Annotated in this window: 20 protein-coding genes and 1 other annotated feature; all 20 genes read left to right on the plus strand. The window is 49.7% G+C overall.

Going from position 1 to position 16,492, the window contains the following annotated elements:
- Position 1 precedes the first annotated feature (1 nt).
- The 20 genes from ACZ5LF_RS00960 to ACZ5LF_RS01055 all read left to right on the plus strand — a co-directional run bounded on the left by ACZ5LF_RS00960 (position 2) and on the right by ACZ5LF_RS01055 (position 16,362).
- Entirely contained in the window at positions 2–2,440 is a 2,439-nt protein-coding gene (locus ACZ5LF_RS00960; protein WP_380570726.1) for an ATP-dependent Clp protease ATP-binding subunit, read from the plus strand.
- Between the two features lie 148 nt (positions 2,441–2,588).
- On the plus strand, positions 2,589–3,962 hold the full coding sequence (radA, locus tag ACZ5LF_RS00965) for a DNA repair protein RadA (protein ID WP_380570727.1): 1,374 nt from the start codon (positions 2,589–2,591) through the stop codon (positions 3,960–3,962).
- 18 nt (positions 3,963–3,980) lie between these two features.
- Complete coding sequence (locus tag ACZ5LF_RS00970; RefSeq protein ID WP_380570728.1) at positions 3,981–5,036, plus strand: PIN/TRAM domain-containing protein; 1,056 nt, start codon at positions 3,981–3,983, stop codon at positions 5,034–5,036.
- Entirely contained in the window at positions 5,033–5,713 is a 681-nt protein-coding gene (ispD, locus tag ACZ5LF_RS00975; RefSeq protein ID WP_380570729.1) for a 2-C-methyl-D-erythritol 4-phosphate cytidylyltransferase, read from the plus strand. The genes ACZ5LF_RS00970 and ispD overlap by 4 nt, the downstream gene beginning before the upstream one ends.
- 1 nt (position 5,714) lies before the next feature.
- The gene (ispF, locus tag ACZ5LF_RS00980) at positions 5,715–6,206 is read left to right on the plus strand and encodes a 2-C-methyl-D-erythritol 2,4-cyclodiphosphate synthase (RefSeq protein WP_380570730.1); all 492 of its coding nucleotides are present in this window, start codon (positions 5,715–5,717) and stop codon (positions 6,204–6,206) included.
- Positions 6,199–7,650, plus strand: coding sequence for a glutamate--tRNA ligase (gene gltX, locus ACZ5LF_RS00985; protein WP_380570731.1), 1,452 nt, complete (start codon positions 6,199–6,201; stop codon positions 7,648–7,650). Before ispF ends, gltX begins: the two co-directional genes overlap by 8 nt.
- Before the next feature lie 255 nt (positions 7,651–7,905).
- Complete coding sequence (cysE, locus tag ACZ5LF_RS00990) at positions 7,906–8,550, plus strand: serine O-acetyltransferase (protein ID WP_380570732.1); 645 nt, start codon at positions 7,906–7,908, stop codon at positions 8,548–8,550.
- Positions 8,534–9,928 (plus strand): cysteine--tRNA ligase, encoded by a 1,395-nt coding sequence (cysS, locus tag ACZ5LF_RS00995; protein ID WP_380570733.1) that lies wholly within the window; start codon positions 8,534–8,536, stop codon positions 9,926–9,928. The genes cysE and cysS overlap by 17 nt, the downstream gene beginning before the upstream one ends.
- On the plus strand, positions 9,921–10,322 hold the full coding sequence (locus ACZ5LF_RS01000; RefSeq protein WP_380570734.1) for a Mini-ribonuclease 3: 402 nt from the start codon (positions 9,921–9,923) through the stop codon (positions 10,320–10,322). Before cysS ends, ACZ5LF_RS01000 begins: the two co-directional genes overlap by 8 nt.
- Positions 10,315–11,052, plus strand: a complete 738-nt coding sequence (gene rlmB / locus ACZ5LF_RS01005; RefSeq protein WP_380570736.1) for a 23S rRNA (guanosine(2251)-2'-O)-methyltransferase RlmB — start codon at positions 10,315–10,317, stop codon at positions 11,050–11,052. The genes ACZ5LF_RS01000 and rlmB overlap by 8 nt, the downstream gene beginning before the upstream one ends.
- 1 nt (position 11,053) lies before the next feature.
- The gene (locus tag ACZ5LF_RS01010) at positions 11,054–11,581 is read left to right on the plus strand and encodes an NYN domain-containing protein (RefSeq protein ID WP_344703566.1); all 528 of its coding nucleotides are present in this window, start codon (positions 11,054–11,056) and stop codon (positions 11,579–11,581) included.
- 60 nt (positions 11,582–11,641) lie between these two features.
- Complete coding sequence (locus tag ACZ5LF_RS01015) at positions 11,642–12,274, plus strand: RNA polymerase sigma factor (RefSeq protein ID WP_380570738.1); 633 nt, start codon at positions 11,642–11,644, stop codon at positions 12,272–12,274.
- 40 nt (positions 12,275–12,314) lie between these two features.
- Complete coding sequence (gene rpmG, locus ACZ5LF_RS01020) at positions 12,315–12,449, plus strand: 50S ribosomal protein L33 (protein ID WP_380570739.1); 135 nt, start codon at positions 12,315–12,317, stop codon at positions 12,447–12,449.
- 18 nt (positions 12,450–12,467) lie between these two features.
- The gene (gene secE / locus ACZ5LF_RS01025; protein ID WP_344703559.1) at positions 12,468–12,644 is read left to right on the plus strand and encodes a preprotein translocase subunit SecE; all 177 of its coding nucleotides are present in this window, start codon (positions 12,468–12,470) and stop codon (positions 12,642–12,644) included.
- Positions 12,645–12,660: 16 nt separating this feature from the next.
- Complete coding sequence (gene nusG, locus ACZ5LF_RS01030) at positions 12,661–13,200, plus strand: transcription termination/antitermination protein NusG (RefSeq protein WP_380570740.1); 540 nt, start codon at positions 12,661–12,663, stop codon at positions 13,198–13,200.
- Positions 13,201–13,340: 140 nt separating this feature from the next.
- On the plus strand, positions 13,341–13,766 hold the full coding sequence (gene rplK, locus ACZ5LF_RS01035) for a 50S ribosomal protein L11 (RefSeq protein WP_380570742.1): 426 nt from the start codon (positions 13,341–13,343) through the stop codon (positions 13,764–13,766).
- A gap of 76 nt (positions 13,767–13,842) precedes the next feature.
- On the plus strand, positions 13,843–14,535 hold the full coding sequence (gene rplA / locus ACZ5LF_RS01040) for a 50S ribosomal protein L1 (RefSeq protein WP_380570744.1): 693 nt from the start codon (positions 13,843–13,845) through the stop codon (positions 14,533–14,535).
- Between the two features lie 51 nt (positions 14,536–14,586).
- Positions 14,587–14,733, plus strand: a sequence feature (ribosomal protein L10 leader region).
- Positions 14,734–14,763: 30 nt separating this feature from the next.
- The gene (gene rplJ / locus ACZ5LF_RS01045) at positions 14,764–15,264 is read left to right on the plus strand and encodes a 50S ribosomal protein L10 (RefSeq protein ID WP_344703552.1); all 501 of its coding nucleotides are present in this window, start codon (positions 14,764–14,766) and stop codon (positions 15,262–15,264) included.
- A gap of 27 nt (positions 15,265–15,291) precedes the next feature.
- Complete coding sequence (rplL, locus tag ACZ5LF_RS01050) at positions 15,292–15,660, plus strand: 50S ribosomal protein L7/L12 (protein WP_344703585.1); 369 nt, start codon at positions 15,292–15,294, stop codon at positions 15,658–15,660.
- Between the two features lie 96 nt (positions 15,661–15,756).
- A complete protein-coding gene (locus ACZ5LF_RS01055) occupies positions 15,757–16,362 on the plus strand; it encodes a class I SAM-dependent methyltransferase (RefSeq protein WP_380570745.1) in 606 nt (201 codons plus the stop codon).
- The last annotated feature ends 130 nt before the right edge of the window (positions 16,363–16,492 follow it).

Below are 16,492 nucleotides of genomic sequence, written 5' to 3' on the forward strand. Positions count from 1 at the left end.
TATGCTATTTGGACGACTGACAGAACGTGCGCAGAAAGTATTAGCGTACGCACAGGAAGAAGCGATCAACCTCAAACATTCGAACATCGGGACAGAACATCTTCTGCTCGGTCTTGCGAAGGAAAATGAAGGCATTGCGGCAAAAGTGCTCGTCTCCTTCAACATCACAGAAGAAAAGGTCAAAGAAGAAGTATTCAACCTGATCAACGAAGGGACGGAACCATCGTCTTCCATCCATTACACGCCGAGGGCCAAAAAGGTGATCGAGCTATCCATGGATGAAGCGCGGAAACTCCACCATAATTTCGTCGGCACGGAACACCTCCTGCTCGGCCTGATAAGGGAGAGCGAAGGTGTGGCAGCACGCGTGCTGGCCAATCTTGACTTGAACATCACAAAAGCACGGGCGGCCGTCATCAAGATGCTCGGCAATCCGGATGCGTTCCAGCAGAAGGACAATCTGAAGAAAGACCACAATACACCAACGCTCGATTCCCTGGCGCGTGATCTGACACAGATTGCACGTGATGAGATGCTCGATCCGGTGATCGGACGCTCCAAAGAGATCACCCGTGTCATCGAGGTGCTGAGCAGAAGGACGAAGAACAACCCTGTCCTCATCGGTGAAGCGGGTGTCGGTAAGACGGCCATCGCTGAAGGAATGGCGCAGGCCATCGTCAAAAATGAAGTGCCTGAGACGCTGAAGGATAAGCGTGTCATGTCATTGGATATGGGCACGGTCGTTGCGGGTACGAAATACCGCGGTGAATTCGAAGAGCGCATGAAGAAAATGATGGATGAAATCCATAAGGCCGGGAACGTCGTGCTGTTCATCGATGAACTCCATACGTTGATCGGTGCGGGCGGCGCAGAAGGTGCCATCGATGCATCCAATATCCTGAAGCCGGCATTGGCACGCGGTGAGCTGCAGTGCATCGGTGCCACGACGCTTGAAGAGTACCGTAAGCATATCGAAAAAGATGCGGCACTGGAACGTCGTTTCCAACCTGTCCAGGTGGATGAACCGAGTGTTGAAGATGCGATCCTCATCCTTAAAGGACTCAGGGACCGCTACGAAGCGCACCACAGGATCACGATTACAGATGAGGCGCTTGAAGCGGCGGCTATCATGAGTAACCGTTATGTACAGGACAGGTATCTGCCGGATAAGGCGATCGACCTGATCGATGAGGCATCCTCTAAAGTGAGGCTCAGAAGCTACACTTCCCCTCCAGATCTGAAAGATCTTGAAAGCAAGCTCGAAGCCGTCAAGAAAGAGAAGGATTCCGCGGTGCAGAGCCAGGAATTTGAAGCGGCGGCAAGTTATCGGGACAAGCAGAGCAAACTTGAAGCAGAACTCAAAAAGCGTGAGGATGACTGGAAGAAGGAACAGGGCCAGGCTTCTCAATCTGTCGAAAAGGGCGACATCGAGCTGGTCATCAGCGGTATCACCGGCATACCGCTGGCTAAGATCGCAGAAGAGGAGTCGGAGCGCCTGCTGAACTTGGAGAGTATCCTTCACGACCGTGTAATCGGTCAGGAAGATGCAGTGGCCTCCATCTCGAAAGCGGTCAGACGGGCCCGTGCAGGTCTGAAGAATCCTAAGCGTCCGATCGGAAGCTTCATCTTCCTCGGTCCAACGGGTGTCGGTAAGACTGAACTTGCCCGTGCGCTCAGTGAATCGATGTTTGGCGAGGAAGAAGCCATGATCCGCGTCGATATGAGTGAGTACATGGAGAAGCACTCCGTCTCCCGTCTGGTCGGTTCGCCTCCTGGCTACGTCGGCTATGATGATGGTGGACAGCTGACAGAAAAAGTGAGGAGAAAACCTTATTCCCTTGTCTTGTTTGATGAGATCGAAAAGGCGCACCCTGACGTATTCAATATGCTCCTCCAAGTGTTGGATGATGGACGATTGACCGATTCGAACGGCCGCACCGTCGATTTCCGCAACACGATCATCGTCATGACATCAAACGTCGGTGCCCAGGAACTCAAGGACAACAAGTTCGTAGGATTTGGCACGACAGACGATAGCCAGGACTACGATACGATCAGAAGCACGATGATGAAAGAACTGAAAAACACATTCCGTCCGGAATTCATCAACCGTGTGGATGACATCATCGTCTTCCACAGCCTCGAGAAGAAGCACCTCAAGCAGATCGTCTCGCTTATGATCGATCAGCTGAGAGACCGTCTCGGTGGCCAGGATATCCATCTTGAAGTGACGGATTCGGCCAAGGAGAAAATCGCTGACGAAGGCTATGATCCGGAATACGGTGCAAGGCCGCTTGCACGGTCGATACAGCGCCATATTGAAGACCGGCTCAGTGAGTCCCTCCTATCCGGGGAAGAGCTTGAAGGCAAGGTCGTCACAATCGACTATAAAAACGACGAATTCGACGTGAAAACTAAAGACGCAGTGGCAGCAGAATAGATGCATAAAGGCCGGGCGGGCCCACCGCCCGGCCTTTTTCTTCATACTTCCACGCTTAATGGCAGTTCTGATGGCTACTACTTTAAAATTACATGTAATAGTTATACACTATATAATAATAAAATCGAACTACAGGAGAGGCTTATATATGGCGAAAGCGAAAAATGTTTTTGAATGCATGGCCTGCGGACATGAATCGCCGAAGTGGATGGGCAGATGCCCGAATTGCGGTGCCTGGAACCAGATGGAGGAAAAGATCGTCCATAAGGAAACAAAGGGTAGGGGAACTTTCGGCAAGGTGGAAACCGACACCAGACAACGCAGCCAGAAACTCGAACGGGTCAAGAAAAGCCACACCCCGAGGACGAAGACGCAAAGCCCCGAGTTCGACCGGGTGCTCGGCGGGGGGATAGTGAACGGCTCATTGATCCTGATCGGTGGGGACCCGGGGATCGGCAAATCGACCATCCTGCTACAGACGGCCCTGGCTCTATCCGAGAATCACGAAGTGCTGTATGTTTCAGGCGAGGAATCGACGGAACAGATCAAACTCCGGGCAGACCGACTGCTGGAAGCGAGCGACAACCTCAATGTCTACAGCGAAACCAACCTCTACTACATCCATGACGAAATAAAGCGGCTGGATCCCGATTTCCTCATCATCGATTCGATCCAGACCATCTTCAACCCAGACGTGACGAGCGCCCCGGGCAGTGTGGCGCAAGTCAGGGAGTGTACCCAGAGCCTCATGAATATCGCCAAAAGCGGCAATATCGCAACCTTCATCGTCGGACATGTGACGAAAGATGGACAGATTGCGGGACCTAGGCTACTTGAACATATGGTGGATACGGTCCTCTACTTTGAAGGGGATCAGCATCATACCTACAGGATGCTGCGTGCCGTCAAAAACCGCTTCGGGTCGACGAATGAGATGGGCATGTTCGAGATGAAGAACGAAGGGCTCAAAGAAGTGCTCAACCCTTCTGAAATATTCCTTGAAGAGCGTTCCAAGAATGTACCAGGTTCGGCGATCGTGGCTACCATGGAAGGCACACGGGCACTGCTGGTTGAGGTCCAGGCACTCGTGACGCCGACCCATTTCCACAACCCGAGGCGCATGGCGACCGGCGTCGACCATAACCGTCTTTCACTCCTTATGGCGGTACTCGAAAAAAGCGAAGGGCTGCTTATGCAGCAGCATGATGCCTACATCAAAGTGGCCGGCGGCGTCCGTCTCGACGAGCCTGCAGTCGACCTCAGCATCGTCGTCAGCATTGCTTCAAGCTTCAAAGGTGCTTCGATAAGAGGGGACGACTGCTTCATCGGAGAAGTCGGATTGACTGGCGAAGTCAGACGGGTCACCAAGATCGATCAGCGCCTGCAGGAGGCTGCCAAACTCGGCTTTAACCGCGCGGTCATTCCAGCTTCGAATATGAGCGGCCTGAATGTACCGGATGATATAGAAGTCGTGAGTGTGCGTAATCTGAAGGATGCCCTGAAGATGGCGATATCCAAATAAAACAGGAGGTGAATGGTTATGTTGAGGTATCTGCTTTATGTATTGTATGTATTGATTGGAATTTCCCTGGGCGTCTGGCTGATGCCCCTGATATTTGAAATTCTGCCTTGGGACATCCCGCTCATATTGGATAATGTGCTCGTCTTCGGGCTTTCGGGTCTGCTTCTTTTTCTCGTCTTCTTCTCATGGACCCTGCCGAAAGTCGAAAGCCTTATAAGACGAAGCGAGGGCCTCATCCTGAACCGGAGTCTTGCGGAGATTGTGTCCGCCACATTGGGGACGCTTATCGGACTGTTGCTTGCTGTTTTGATATCCTTATTGATAAATGCCATGGACATTCCTATAGTCCGCGATATCGTCCCGTTTGTAGTGGCTGTAATCCTCGGATACCTCGGGTTCCAGATCGGGCTCAAGAAATTCGGTGAGGTGCTTGATTTCCTGCCGGGCAATTTCTCCAAAGCTAAAGAAAAAGAATATAAGAACTCCAAAAAATTCCTTGATACGAGTGCGATCATAGATGGTAGAATAGTGGATGTAGCAAAAACCGGGTTCATAGAAGGTGTGCTTGTCATCCCGCAGTTCGTGCTTGATGAGCTTCAATTGATCGCTGACGCAACCGACCCGATCAAGCGTGACAAGGGACAGCGGGGCTTGGATATGTTGAATGCCCTGCAAAAGCAGAATGCCGCTGATGTTGAAATCAGGGATGTCGAGTACGACAAGCTTGATGTCGACCATCAGCTGATTGAAATCGCAAAAGCTGAAAAAGGTGCCATCATAACAACGGACTACAACCTTAATAAGGTGTGCCAACTCCATCAGATAAAAGTGCTCAATGTCAATGAGCTGTCAGATGCCATCAAAATGGCCGTCATCCAGGGTGATCGGTTCAGCCTGCTTGTATCAAAGACGGGTAAGGAAGAAAACCAGGGCGTCGGGTATCTGGAGGACGGCACAATGGTGGTCGTCGAAGATGGCAAGGCAGATATCAACAAAACCATCACCGTGGAAGTCGTCAGTGTGCTCCAGACCAATTCAGGACGTATCGTGTTTGCAAAGAGAGTGAGGAAATGATGAAATATACAGTAATCATCCCGGCTGCCGGCATGGGAAGCAGGATGAACACGGATTACAACAAGATCTTCATCCCCCTCGGTGAAGTGCCGGTCATACGCATGACCGTGGAAAAATTTGAAGCGGATCCCGACTGCAATGCCATCTATCTGGCCGGCCGCAAGGATGAAATCGGCACCCTTCATGAAATCTTAGCGGGGTGCACAAAAGTCAGGGGCATAATCGAGGGCGGGAAAGAGCGGCAGCACAGCATATACAATGTGCTGGGCGCGATTGAACCGGCAGACTACGTATTCGTCCATGACGGCGCCCGGCCATTTGTCTCAGAAGAGACGCTTACCCATCTGAAGGAAGCGGTGCCGGTCCATAAGGCGGTGATCTGCGGAGTGAGACCGAAAGATACACTGAAGCGCATAGATGGAAGTACCGTCGAGGCGACCATCGACCGTGACCAGGTGGTTGCGGTCCATACCCCTCAGGCATTCGATTACGAACTGTTGATGTCTGCCTACCGGAATGCGTTGGAAAATGAATTGTCGGTCACTGATGATTCCATGATGGTGGAGGCGTTGGGAGTAAGTGTCCACGTCACCCCATCGACATATGATAATATTAAGATAACGACTAGGGAAGATCTGAAAGTGGCACAATCCATCATGAATAAGGGGGAGGGATGACATGTTTAGGATTGGACATGGCTTTGATGTGCATGCATTTGAAGAAGGCCGCCCGCTGATCGTCGGCGGCATTGATATCCCGCATGATCGTGGGCTGAAAGGCCATTCTGATGCAGATGTACTGCTCCACACCGTTGCGGATGCAATACTCGGGGCGCTCGCACTCGGCGATATCGGCAAATTTTTCCCGGATACGGATGAGGAATTCAAGGATATGGACTCAAAAGTGCTGCTTGGCGAAGTGGTGGAAATGATGCACGAAAAAGGATACATCATAGGGAATATCGACGCTGTCATAATGGCGGAAGAACCGAAATTCAGACCCCATATCGATGCTATGCGCGATGTTACCGCGTCTCTTCTTTTGACGTCGGTGGATAACGTCAACATCAAGGCGACGACGACCGAGAAACTCGGATTCACAGGCAGGGGCGAGGGCATCGCTTCTGAGGCTGTAGTATTAATAGAAAAACGGAGGAATGACCATGAGTAAAGTAAGAGTAAGATATGCACCGAGCCCAACGGGATACCTGCATATCGGAAACGCACGATCTGCACTGTTCAACTATCTGTTTGCCCGCCATTACGACGGTGATTTCATCATCCGCATCGAAGATACCGATACGTCGAGGAATATAGTAGGTGGCGAGGAGTCTCAGCTGCATTACCTCAAGTGGCTTGGACTCGAGTGGGATGAGAGCGTCGACCGTGATGGCGGCTACGGCCCATATCGCCAATCGGAACGGCAGCACATCTATCAGCCGATCATCGACCAGCTGCTTAAAGAAAATAAAGCGTACCGTTGCTACATGACTTCAGAGGAGCTTGAGGCAGAACGGGAAGCGCAGATCGCCCGCAGTGAAATGCCACGCTACGGCGGCCAACATGCCAACCTCACACCCGAAGAGGAACAAGCCTTCATCGATGAAGGCAGGGAGCCGAGCATCCGCTTCCGTGTGCCTGCCGACAAGGCATATAAATTCGATGATATCGTCAAAGGTGAAGTGTCCTTCGATTCAAATGGCATCGGCGACTGGGTCATTGTGAAGAAAAATGGCGTACCGACCTATAACTTCGCAGTTGCGGTCGATGATCATATGATGGAAATCTCGCATGTGCTCAGGGGAGATGACCATATCTCCAACACACCGAAGCAACAGATGATCTATGAGGCGATGGGCTGGGAAGAACCGAAATTTGGCCATATGACGCTCATAGTCAATGAAGAGAAAAAGAAATTGTCCAAAAGGGACGGTTCCATCATCCAGTTCATCGAACAATATAAAGAACTTGGCTATCTGCCGGAAGCGCTCTTCAACTTCATCGCCCTGCTCGGATGGACGCCTGAAGGGGAAGAGGAAATATTCTCCAAAGAAGCGTTCATCGAATTGTTCGATGAAACGCGCCTGTCGAAGTCACCTGCTTTCTTCGACAAGCAGAAACTGACTTGGATCAACAACCAGTACATGAAAGAGAAAGACACGGAGACCGTTTTTGATATGGCCTTGCCACATCTTGTGAAGGAAGGGTTACTTGAAGAGAATGCATCTGAAGAGTCGCTGGCCTGGGCCCGCAAACTTGTTGCCCTGTATCAGGAGCAGATGAGTTTTGCAGGAGAGATTACAACGCTGTCGGAACAGTTCTTCAAAGAAGAGATCGAGTTTGACGAGGCAGCGAACGAAGTGATTTCACAGGAGCATATACCTGAGCTGATGGCGGCACTCCACGCCCGTTTCAGTGAGCTTGAAACATTCACTCCTGAAGCGATCAAAGCCGCAATAAAAGATGTCCAGAAATCCACGGGCTATAAAGGCAAGAAGTTTTTCATGCCGATCCGTGTCGCCGTGACCGGCCAGACGCGTGGACCGGAACTGCCGGACGCCATTGCGCTCATCGGTAAGGAAAAGACTCTTACCAGAATTCAGAAGCTGACATAAAATAAGCAAACTTGTTGCACCCTGTGAATCAATACCTTATGATTATTACAACAGAGACCCCGAGTATGGTCATTGAGCGGAAATAAGAGATTATCCGGCTGCTGAAAGGATAACCGCCTATCGATCAGAATTGCCCTCTGTAATGTTGATATGAATATTCAAGTGGCAGTTGAAGCTGCAAACAGAGTGGAACCGTGCATGATGCGCCTCTGTCCATATATGGACAGAGGCCATTTTAATATAGGAGGATGACATATGTTCGGCAGAATGAAAGAAGACATCGATATGGTCATGGAGTTGGATCCGGCAGCAAAGAGCAGATTGGAAGTCTTCTTATCTTATTCAGGTTTACACGCGGTATGGAGCCATCTGTTGGCCCACCGTCTTTATAGAAAGAACGCCACCAGTCTGGCTCGGATCATTTCCCAGATCAGCCGGTTCTTTACAGGCATCGAAATACATCCGGGCGCGGAGATCGGGCGGCGTCTGTTCATCGATCACGGCAGCGGTACGGTGATCGGGGAGACGTGCCGCATCGGCAATGATGTAACGATCTACCAGGGGGTCACGCTCGGCGGCACCGGCAAGGAAGAGAAGAAGCGGCATCCGGACATTGGTGATTTCGTGCTGATCGCCACCGGGGCGAAGGTGCTCGGCAACATCCGCATCGGGGAATGTTCAAAAGTCGGAGCAAATTCGGTAGTGCTGAAAGACATCCCGCCACACTCGACAGTGGTCGGCATTCCGGGCCAGGTCGTCAAACAGAAGGGGGAGAGGGTAAGGCGGGGACAAGTCTTTGAACACAGCAGCCTCCCAGACCCGCTCCAGGAGAAGATATGTGCACTGGAGGAAGAAATAAAAGAATTCAGGAGAGATATTGAAAATGGTAAAGATATTTAATTCGCTCACAAGGCAAAAAGAGACGTTCGAACCGCTCAAAGCAGGCAAGGTCAAGATGTATGTATGCGGCCCGACTGTGTATAACTATATCCATATCGGCAACGCCCGCCCCGCCATCGCATTCGACACCGTCCGCCGCTATCTGGAATACAAAGGGTATGAAGTCAATTACGTCTCCAATTTCACAGATGTTGATGACAAGCTGATCAAGGCGTCCAATGAGCTGAAAGAAGAAGTGCCTGTCATCGCGGAGCGTTTCATAGAAGCGTTCTTTGAGGACACAGGTGCTTTGAACGTCAAGAAAGCCACAGCGCACCCTAGAGTCATGGATCATATGGAGGACATCATAGAATTCATCAAAGTGCTGGTTGATAAAGGGCATGCCTATGAATCGGAGGGGGATGTCTACTTCCATACACGCTCGTTCGAAGATTACGGCAAGCTGTCCCATCAGTCGGTTGATGACCTGAAAGTCGGAGCGCGCATCGACGCGGGTGAAAAGAAAGAAGACCCGCTTGACTTCGTGCTGTGGAAGCAGGCGAAGCCGAATGAAATAAAGTGGGATTCGCCGTGGGGCGAGGGCCGGCCGGGTTGGCATATCGAGTGCAGCGTCATGGCAAGGCGCCATCTGGGTGATACAATCGACATCCATGCAGGCGGCCAAGACCTGACGTTCCCCCACCACGAAAATGAGATTGCCCAAAGTGAATGCATGACCGATGAGACGTTTGCAAACTATTGGATGCATAATGGCTACATCAATATCGACAACGAAAAGATGTCGAAATCCCTCGGCAACTTCATACTGGTCCACGACATCCTGAAAGAAATCGATCCGGATGTGCTGCGCTTCTTCATGATCAGCGTGCATTACCGCAACCCGATAAACTATAACAGGGAACTGGTGCAGGCTGCGGAGAACGGGCTCAGACGCATCCAGTCAAGCTATGCGAAGGCTAAAGAACGTCTGGACAGTGCAGTGGGCAATGAAGGGGACGAAGCGGTGCATGGCATCATAGAACAGAACCTCGAAGTATTCGAAGCGCACATGGATGACGACTTCAATACCGCCAACGCAATCAGCGCCTGGCACGATCTGACATCCGAATTGAATAAATACATGCGCCGCCAGACGACCTGCAAAGAGACGCTCATGCGCTTCATCGAGGCGTTCGACAGCTACAGCGAAGTGCTTGGTGTTGGCTTGGAAGAAGAACAAATATTGCTTGATGAAGACATTGAAGCACTAATAGCAGAACGCAACGAGGCGCGTCAAAGCCGTGACTTCAAACGCGCCGATGAAATCAGGGATGACTTGAAGGCGCAAGGCATCATCCTGGAAGACACCAAGGAAGGTGTGAGGTTCAGGCGTGGATGATCGCAAGCTTGAAACGATGCAACCCTTGTCGCTTGCTTTTGTGGGTGACGCCGTCTATTCCGTCTATGTGAGGAGCCACCTTTTGGCTGCCAGTCCATACTTGAAGCCGGATGCGCTCCATCAGGCGGCCAACCGGATGGTGAATGCCTCCGCGCAGGCACGGGCGCTGGATCATCTCCGGAAGAATGAGTTGACGGAAGCGGAGTGGGACATTGCCAGAAAGGCGCGCAATAAATCAAGTGCCACAAGGGCCAAGAACGCAACCATAAAAGATTACCGCAATGCTTCCGGGCTCGAGGCACTGATCGGGCATCTCCATCTTTCCGGCAATACTAGCCGGATCGATGCGCTTATGGCCATCATATTGGAAATCGGGAGGGACAAAGATGACTAATGGAGTGATTGCAGGACGTCACGCAGTACGGGAAGCCCTGCAGGGAGAAACGGAGATCAATAAGGTTTTCATCCAGGATTCCGTCAATAAAGGACAAATCAAGGATATACTGGATGCCGCTAAGAGAAAGAAGATAGTCGTGCAGACAGTACCGAAGATGAAGCTCGACGGTATGACTGATGAACGGCATCAAGGTGTTGTGGCGATGGGCAGCCCGCACGAATATATGGCGCTTGAGACGCTGCTGGAAAAGGTGGCGGGCAAACGTTCAAACGTGATTATCCTGGATGGTCTGGAGGATCCGCATAACCTCGGGTCGATACTCAGGACATGTGATGCGACCGGTTTTGACGGCGTGATCATACCAAATCGCCGTTCCGTCCAACTTACAGATACCGTCGCAAGGACATCCACCGGGGCAATTGAACATGTGCCGGTCGTAAGGGTGACGAACATCAACCAGACCATCGATACTTTGAAGGACCAGGGGTTCTGGGTCGTCGGCAGTGAAGGCGGAGGCAACATGGATTACAGGGAAATGTCGGCAGATATGAATACCGCCTTGGTGGTCGGGAGCGAAGGCAAGGGGATCAGCAGAAAGACTCTGGAAAAATGCGATTTCATCGTCCAGATCCCTATGACCGGTCATATCACCAGCCTTAATGCATCGGTCTCAGCAGCCTTGCTGATGTATGAAGTGTTCCGTAAACAAGACGCTGGGCGTGAATGACATGAGACGTAAAAAAAGACGCATCCTGATCGTCGATGGCTACAACCTCCTCGGGGCCGACCCGGAACTGCACAAAGAGTCGCTGCAGTCGCTCCAGCTGCCGAGGGAGAAGATATTGGCCGCTCTCGCGGAGTACCAGTCGGTGGTCAATCAGGAAATCATCTGTGTGTTCGATGCCTATGAAGTGCGCTCGAAGGAGAGTGTGCGCGATTTTCATGGCGTCACCGTGGTCTATACAAAAGAGAAGGAGACGGCGGATGAGTACATCGAGCGGTTTGTACACGACCACTACCATCCCCACCTATCGGAGATCAGTGTCGTAACGAGCGACCTGACTGAACAGAATGCGATATTCGCCCTCGGCGCCTACCGGATCTCATCCCGTGAGATGTGGCTGAACTTGGCGGAAGCTGAAAAGAATATCAGTGAAAAAATAGATGCGATTAACGAAAAAATGCCCAGACAGAAACTGGATATCCGGCAGGATGTTCAAGCGAAACTCGAGAAATGGCGGCGCGGACGTTTTTAGCATATTGAATATATTGATGATTCCTCTTATCCTTGAGTAAAGTTCTGGGGGGGATTGGTCATGTATCATATCACTGCATATCAATTTTATATTCGTGAGCGTGGGACGGCCGATGACATGGATCAGCTCGCCTGCCGTGTGGATGCGGGTGACGCTGCCGCTTTTGATATAATGGATGAAAGGATCAGGCCATATGTCAGGCGGCTGACCTATCGCTATACCGAACACTTTCAAGACCGCGAGGATATGGAGCAGGAGATGATGGAAGTTGCGCTCAAACTATGCAGCCGCTATGACCATACCCGCGGCAGATATATGCATTACCTCTACCGGACGCTCCGCTTCGAAATGATGAGCAGGTCGAGTGCGCGCGGACTCAGGCGCTGCCGGGAACGGGCATCCATCGAAAAGATGTATGACGAATCAAAGAGCGGCGAGCGGGAAGCGGATCCGATCAACATGATGGTTAAGGAAGAGCAGCTCCAATATCTGCTGCATAAAAAAGGCATCTGTTCACCTCTGGAGCAGAAAGTCCTGCAACACCTCGACATGGGGCACAGCATCGAAGATGTGTGTCTGGCCTTTGAACTGGACAGGAAGGCGGTGCTCAATACACTGCATCGCATCAGGCGAAAAAAAGAGCTTCTAAGCCATGAGGGGTGGGAAGGAGGGCCATTTGACAACACGGCATGAAATCGGTATAGTGAATTAGAATTGAAATGAGGAAGCTATGATGAAAGTGGCACTAACATGCACTGGATGCGGGTCGCGCAATTATAGGACGACTACCGAGCACAAGGAAAGACTATCCATCAGGAAGTACTGCAAAACGTGCAACCGGCATCAGACTCATAAAAGTTCCATCTGATACAGGAGGAAACAACCGATGGCAAATGATAAGAATTTCCTGCAGAATGTTGTCAGCGAGATGAAGAAGGTAAGCTGGCCGACCGGTCAGGAAACGGTCCGCTATACAGCGGTCGTCATGTTCACAGTGATATTCTTTCTGGCGTTTTTCTACGCGCTGGACCTGGGTATCTCCGCACTCATAGACTTAATGTAACCAAAGGAGAGATACTATGTCTGGAGAAAAGAACTGGTATGCAGTACATACTTATTCCGGATATGAAAATAAAGTGAAGAAGAACCTTGAAGCCCGGCTCGAATCGATGAACATGCAGGATCAGATCTTCCGCGTCATCATCCCTGAAGAGGAAGAGACGACCGTCAAGGACGGCAAGCGCAAAACGGCAATGAAGAAGACGTTCCCGGGATATGTGCTCGTCGAACTCATCATGACTGATGAATCCTGGTACATCGTCCGGAATACTCCAGGGGTTACGGGCTTCGTCGGTTCCCAAGGGGCGGGCAGCAAGCCGAATCCGCTTCTGCCGGAAGAAGTGAAGTTCATCCTGAAACAGATGGGCATGGCTGAACGCACCGTCGATTTCGAAGTTGAAGTCGGCGAGTCCATCAATATAGTCGATGGGCCGTTCAAAAATCAGATGGGCGAAATCCGCTCCATCGATGAAGAGCACTATAAGCTGACTGTACTGGTCGAGATGTTCGGGCGTGAAACCCCGGTCGAAGTGGAATTTGACCAGATCGAGAAATTGTAATAACTCACTTGCTTTTTTAATGGAATAGTGGTATATTATCATGGTCGAAATTTTTTCGGCCATCTTTTTTTATAGATGCGAGTGGGAGGGTGAAAACTGACATCCTGTGACCACATCACGATAACGAGGAGGTGCACATCGTGGCTAAAAAAGTAATCAACATTGTAAAATTGCAGATTCCTGCAGGTAAAGCGAATCCAGCACCACCGGTAGGTCCGGCATTGGGTCAGGCTGGTGTGAACATCATGGGATTCTGTAAGGAATTCAACGCACGTACACAAGAACAGGCGGGTCTCATCATTCCGGTTGAAATTTCCGTATTTGAAGACCGCTCATTCACATTCATCACAAAAACACCACCAGCAGCAGTTCTTCTCAAGAAAGCTGCAAACGTTGAAAAAGGTTCTGGAGAGCCAAACAAAAACAAGGTGGCCAGCGTAACTGAAGCGCAAGTGCGTGAAATCGCTGAAACTAAAATGGAAGATCTTAATGCAGCAGACGTCGAAGCGGCTATGCGTATGGTCGAAGGTACAGCCAGAAGCATGGGCTTCTCTATAGAAAAATAATTTGACTGAACATGAAAACAGAGTATTAATACAAACGTGGGAGGATTACCCGCTATAACCACAAGGAGGAATAGAAATGGCTAAGAGAAGTAAGAAGTATCAGGCAGCTCTTGAAAAGTTTGACCAAAACGCATCTTACAGCATTGAAGAAGCAGTCAAACTAGCTAAAGAGACAAGCACTGTCAACTTCGATGCCTCTGTTGAAGTAGCATTCCGCCTGGGTATTGATACGCGTAAGAATGACCAGCAGATCCGTGGAGCAATCGTCTTGCCGCACGGTACTGGTAAATCACAGCGTGTATTGGTATTCGCTAAAGGTGAGAAGGCTAAGGAAGCAGAAGCAGCAGGTGCAGATTTTGTAGGAGAGGACTACATCCAGAAGATCAATGAAGGATGGTTCGACTTCGACGTAATCGTTGCAACACCTGACATGATGGGCGAAGTAGGTAAACTCGGCCGTGTGCTTGGACCTAAAGGTCTCATGCCGAACCCTAAGACGGGTACTGTAACGATGGATGTTACGAAGGCAGTCGAAGAAATCAAGGCAGGTAAAGTGGAATACCGTGCAGAAAAATCCGGTATCGTGCATGCAGCGATCGGCAAAGTATCCTTCGATGAAGATAAGCTTGTCGAGAACTTCAAAGCAGTCCATGACGCGCTTGCAAAAGCGAAGCCAGCATCTTCAAAAGGTGTATACTTCAAGACCACTGCAGTTTCTTCTACGATGGGTCCTGGCATCAAAGTGGATCCTAGCATAATCAGGGCCTAGAACGACCCTAAAGTATATATTGACAACTGCATCTGTATTATGTATAGTTGCAGTTGTATTTTAATACTACCTAAGACAGTAGGAGCCGTCGTGCTTAAAAGTCCATCCTACCGAGGCAAATGATTAAGACTTGAATGATATTCAATATAAATTCAAGCACTTTTTGCCGAGGGTAAAAGGTGCTTTTTTTATTGCACCGGATACACAAACAAATATGGAGGTGTAACTATGTCAACAGTGATTGAAGCTAAACAGCAACACATCGATGTCATCACAGAACAATTTAAGAACTCTGTATCTACTGTACTTGTAGACTACCGTGGCCTGACTGTTTCTGAAATGACTGAGCTTCGCAAACAGCTCCGTGAAGCGAATATCGAATTCAAAGTCTACAAGAATACGATGACACGCCGCGCGGCAGAAAAAGCTGAGCTTACTGAAATCAATGAATTCCTGACGGGACCAAACGCTATCGCATTCTCAAACGAAGATGTGATTGCACCTGCGAAGATCTTGAACAACTTCGCCAAAGATCATGAAGCATTGGAAATCAAAGCAGGCATCATCGAAGGTCAATTCACACCGGTTGAAGATGTCAAAGCAATTGCAACGCTTCCAGACAAAGATGGACTCGTATCCATGCTGCTTTCCGTACTGCAAGCTCCAGTACGCAACTTCGCCTATGCAGTTAAAGCTGTCGGTGAAGAGAAGGAAAACGAAGAAGCTTAATAAACTATACCAATAAATGGAGGAATTATAATGTCCCAAGAACAAATCATTGAAGAAATCAAAGGTATGTCCGTACTTGAACTGAATGACCTTGTCAAAGCAATAGAAGAAGAGTTCGGCGTTACAGCTGCAGCTCCAGTGGCAGCAGCAGGCGCTGGTGCAGGCGAAGCGGCAGCAGAAGAGCAGACTGAGTTCGACGTTGAACTTACAGACGCTGGATCTTCTAAGATCAAAGTCATCAAAGTTGTTCGTGAAGCGACAGGCCTTGGCCTCAAAGATGCTAAAGCAGTCGTTGACGGCGCACCTAAAGTCGTCAAAGAAGGCGCTTCTAAAGAAGACGCTGAAGAACTTAAAGCACAACTCGAAGAAGTTGGCGCAAGCGTAGAACTTAAATAATCTTATTCAGATATGTAGGGAGGCTCATTTTAAACGATTGTTTAAATGAGTCTCTTTATTTACATAATGACGGCGCATAAATATAGGAGTGGTGTGATGAGCCATTATTTCACCGGACATGATTCGGAACATAATTATAAAGAAATAGAGTACGCATACCAAGGTAAGCGCTACACATTCAAAACGGACCGTGGTGTCTTCTCCAAGGATCGCATCGATTATGGCAGCGCAGTACTTATTGATGCAGTCATAAAAGATAGGAGCGCTGATGCAGGAGGAGACTTCATTGATATGGGGGCAGGTTATGGTCCGATTGGCATCGTCATTGGAGATGTCCTTGACGCAACCCCACTGATGATTGAAGTGAACCCGGACGGACTTCTGCTCTCCAAGGAGAATGCTTCCCGCAATAGAGTTGCGGCCGAAGTGAAGGATCGCAGTGAATACGACGCCCATGCCGAAGCCTTTAAGCCAGACTTCTACGTGACGAATCCTCCGTTCAGGGCAGGGAAAGACGTGGTGCTCGACATCATAGAAGATGCCGCCGGACGTCTTGAAGATGGTGCATTCTATATGGTCGTCCAGAAAAAGCAGGGGATGCCTTCATATCGCAAAGCCATCCAAGAAAGTTTCGGCAATGTTGAGACGCTTGCGAAAGATAAAGGATACTACGTCCTGAAGGGCGTCACAGGCCAATTTTAAATTTGACTTGACTTTTTTTCTGTGATATAGTTATAGAATGTAAAAATATAATGTCAATCAGTATGCATTTTTTCAGTGCGGATTGAATGGAGCGTATAAATATAGTTGATTAATAGAAAATGGGGTTGGT

The sequence above is a fragment of the Salinicoccus siamensis genome (assembly GCF_055391965.1).

Coding starts and splice junctions, on each gene's coding strand:
- ACZ5LF_RS00960 (WP_380570726.1), top strand. CDS start 2: ATGCTATTTGGACGACTGACAGAACGTGCGCAGAAAGTATTAGCGTAC.
- ACZ5LF_RS01055 (WP_380570745.1), top strand. CDS start 15,757: ATGAGCCATTATTTCACCGGACATGATTCGGAACATAATTATAAAGAA.
- ispD (WP_380570729.1), top strand. CDS start 5,033: ATGATGAAATATACAGTAATCATCCCGGCTGCCGGCATGGGAAGCAGG.
- rpmG (WP_380570739.1), top strand. CDS start 12,315: ATGAAAGTGGCACTAACATGCACTGGATGCGGGTCGCGCAATTATAGG.
- secE (WP_344703559.1), top strand. CDS start 12,468: ATGGCAAATGATAAGAATTTCCTGCAGAATGTTGTCAGCGAGATGAAG.
- nusG (WP_380570740.1), top strand. CDS start 12,661: ATGTCTGGAGAAAAGAACTGGTATGCAGTACATACTTATTCCGGATAT.
- ACZ5LF_RS01010 (WP_344703566.1), top strand. CDS start 11,054: ATGAGACGTAAAAAAAGACGCATCCTGATCGTCGATGGCTACAACCTC.
- ACZ5LF_RS01015 (WP_380570738.1), top strand. CDS start 11,642: ATGTATCATATCACTGCATATCAATTTTATATTCGTGAGCGTGGGACG.
- gltX (WP_380570731.1), top strand. CDS start 6,199: ATGAGTAAAGTAAGAGTAAGATATGCACCGAGCCCAACGGGATACCTG.
- radA (WP_380570727.1), top strand. CDS start 2,589: ATGGCGAAAGCGAAAAATGTTTTTGAATGCATGGCCTGCGGACATGAA.
- cysS (WP_380570733.1), top strand. CDS start 8,534: ATGGTAAAGATATTTAATTCGCTCACAAGGCAAAAAGAGACGTTCGAA.
- rplA (WP_380570744.1), top strand. CDS start 13,843: ATGGCTAAGAGAAGTAAGAAGTATCAGGCAGCTCTTGAAAAGTTTGAC.
- ispF (WP_380570730.1), top strand. CDS start 5,715: ATGTTTAGGATTGGACATGGCTTTGATGTGCATGCATTTGAAGAAGGC.
- ACZ5LF_RS00970 (WP_380570728.1), top strand. CDS start 3,981: ATGTTGAGGTATCTGCTTTATGTATTGTATGTATTGATTGGAATTTCC.
- cysE (WP_380570732.1), top strand. CDS start 7,906: ATGTTCGGCAGAATGAAAGAAGACATCGATATGGTCATGGAGTTGGAT.
- rlmB (WP_380570736.1), top strand. CDS start 10,315: ATGACTAATGGAGTGATTGCAGGACGTCACGCAGTACGGGAAGCCCTG.
- rplJ (WP_344703552.1), top strand. CDS start 14,764: ATGTCAACAGTGATTGAAGCTAAACAGCAACACATCGATGTCATCACA.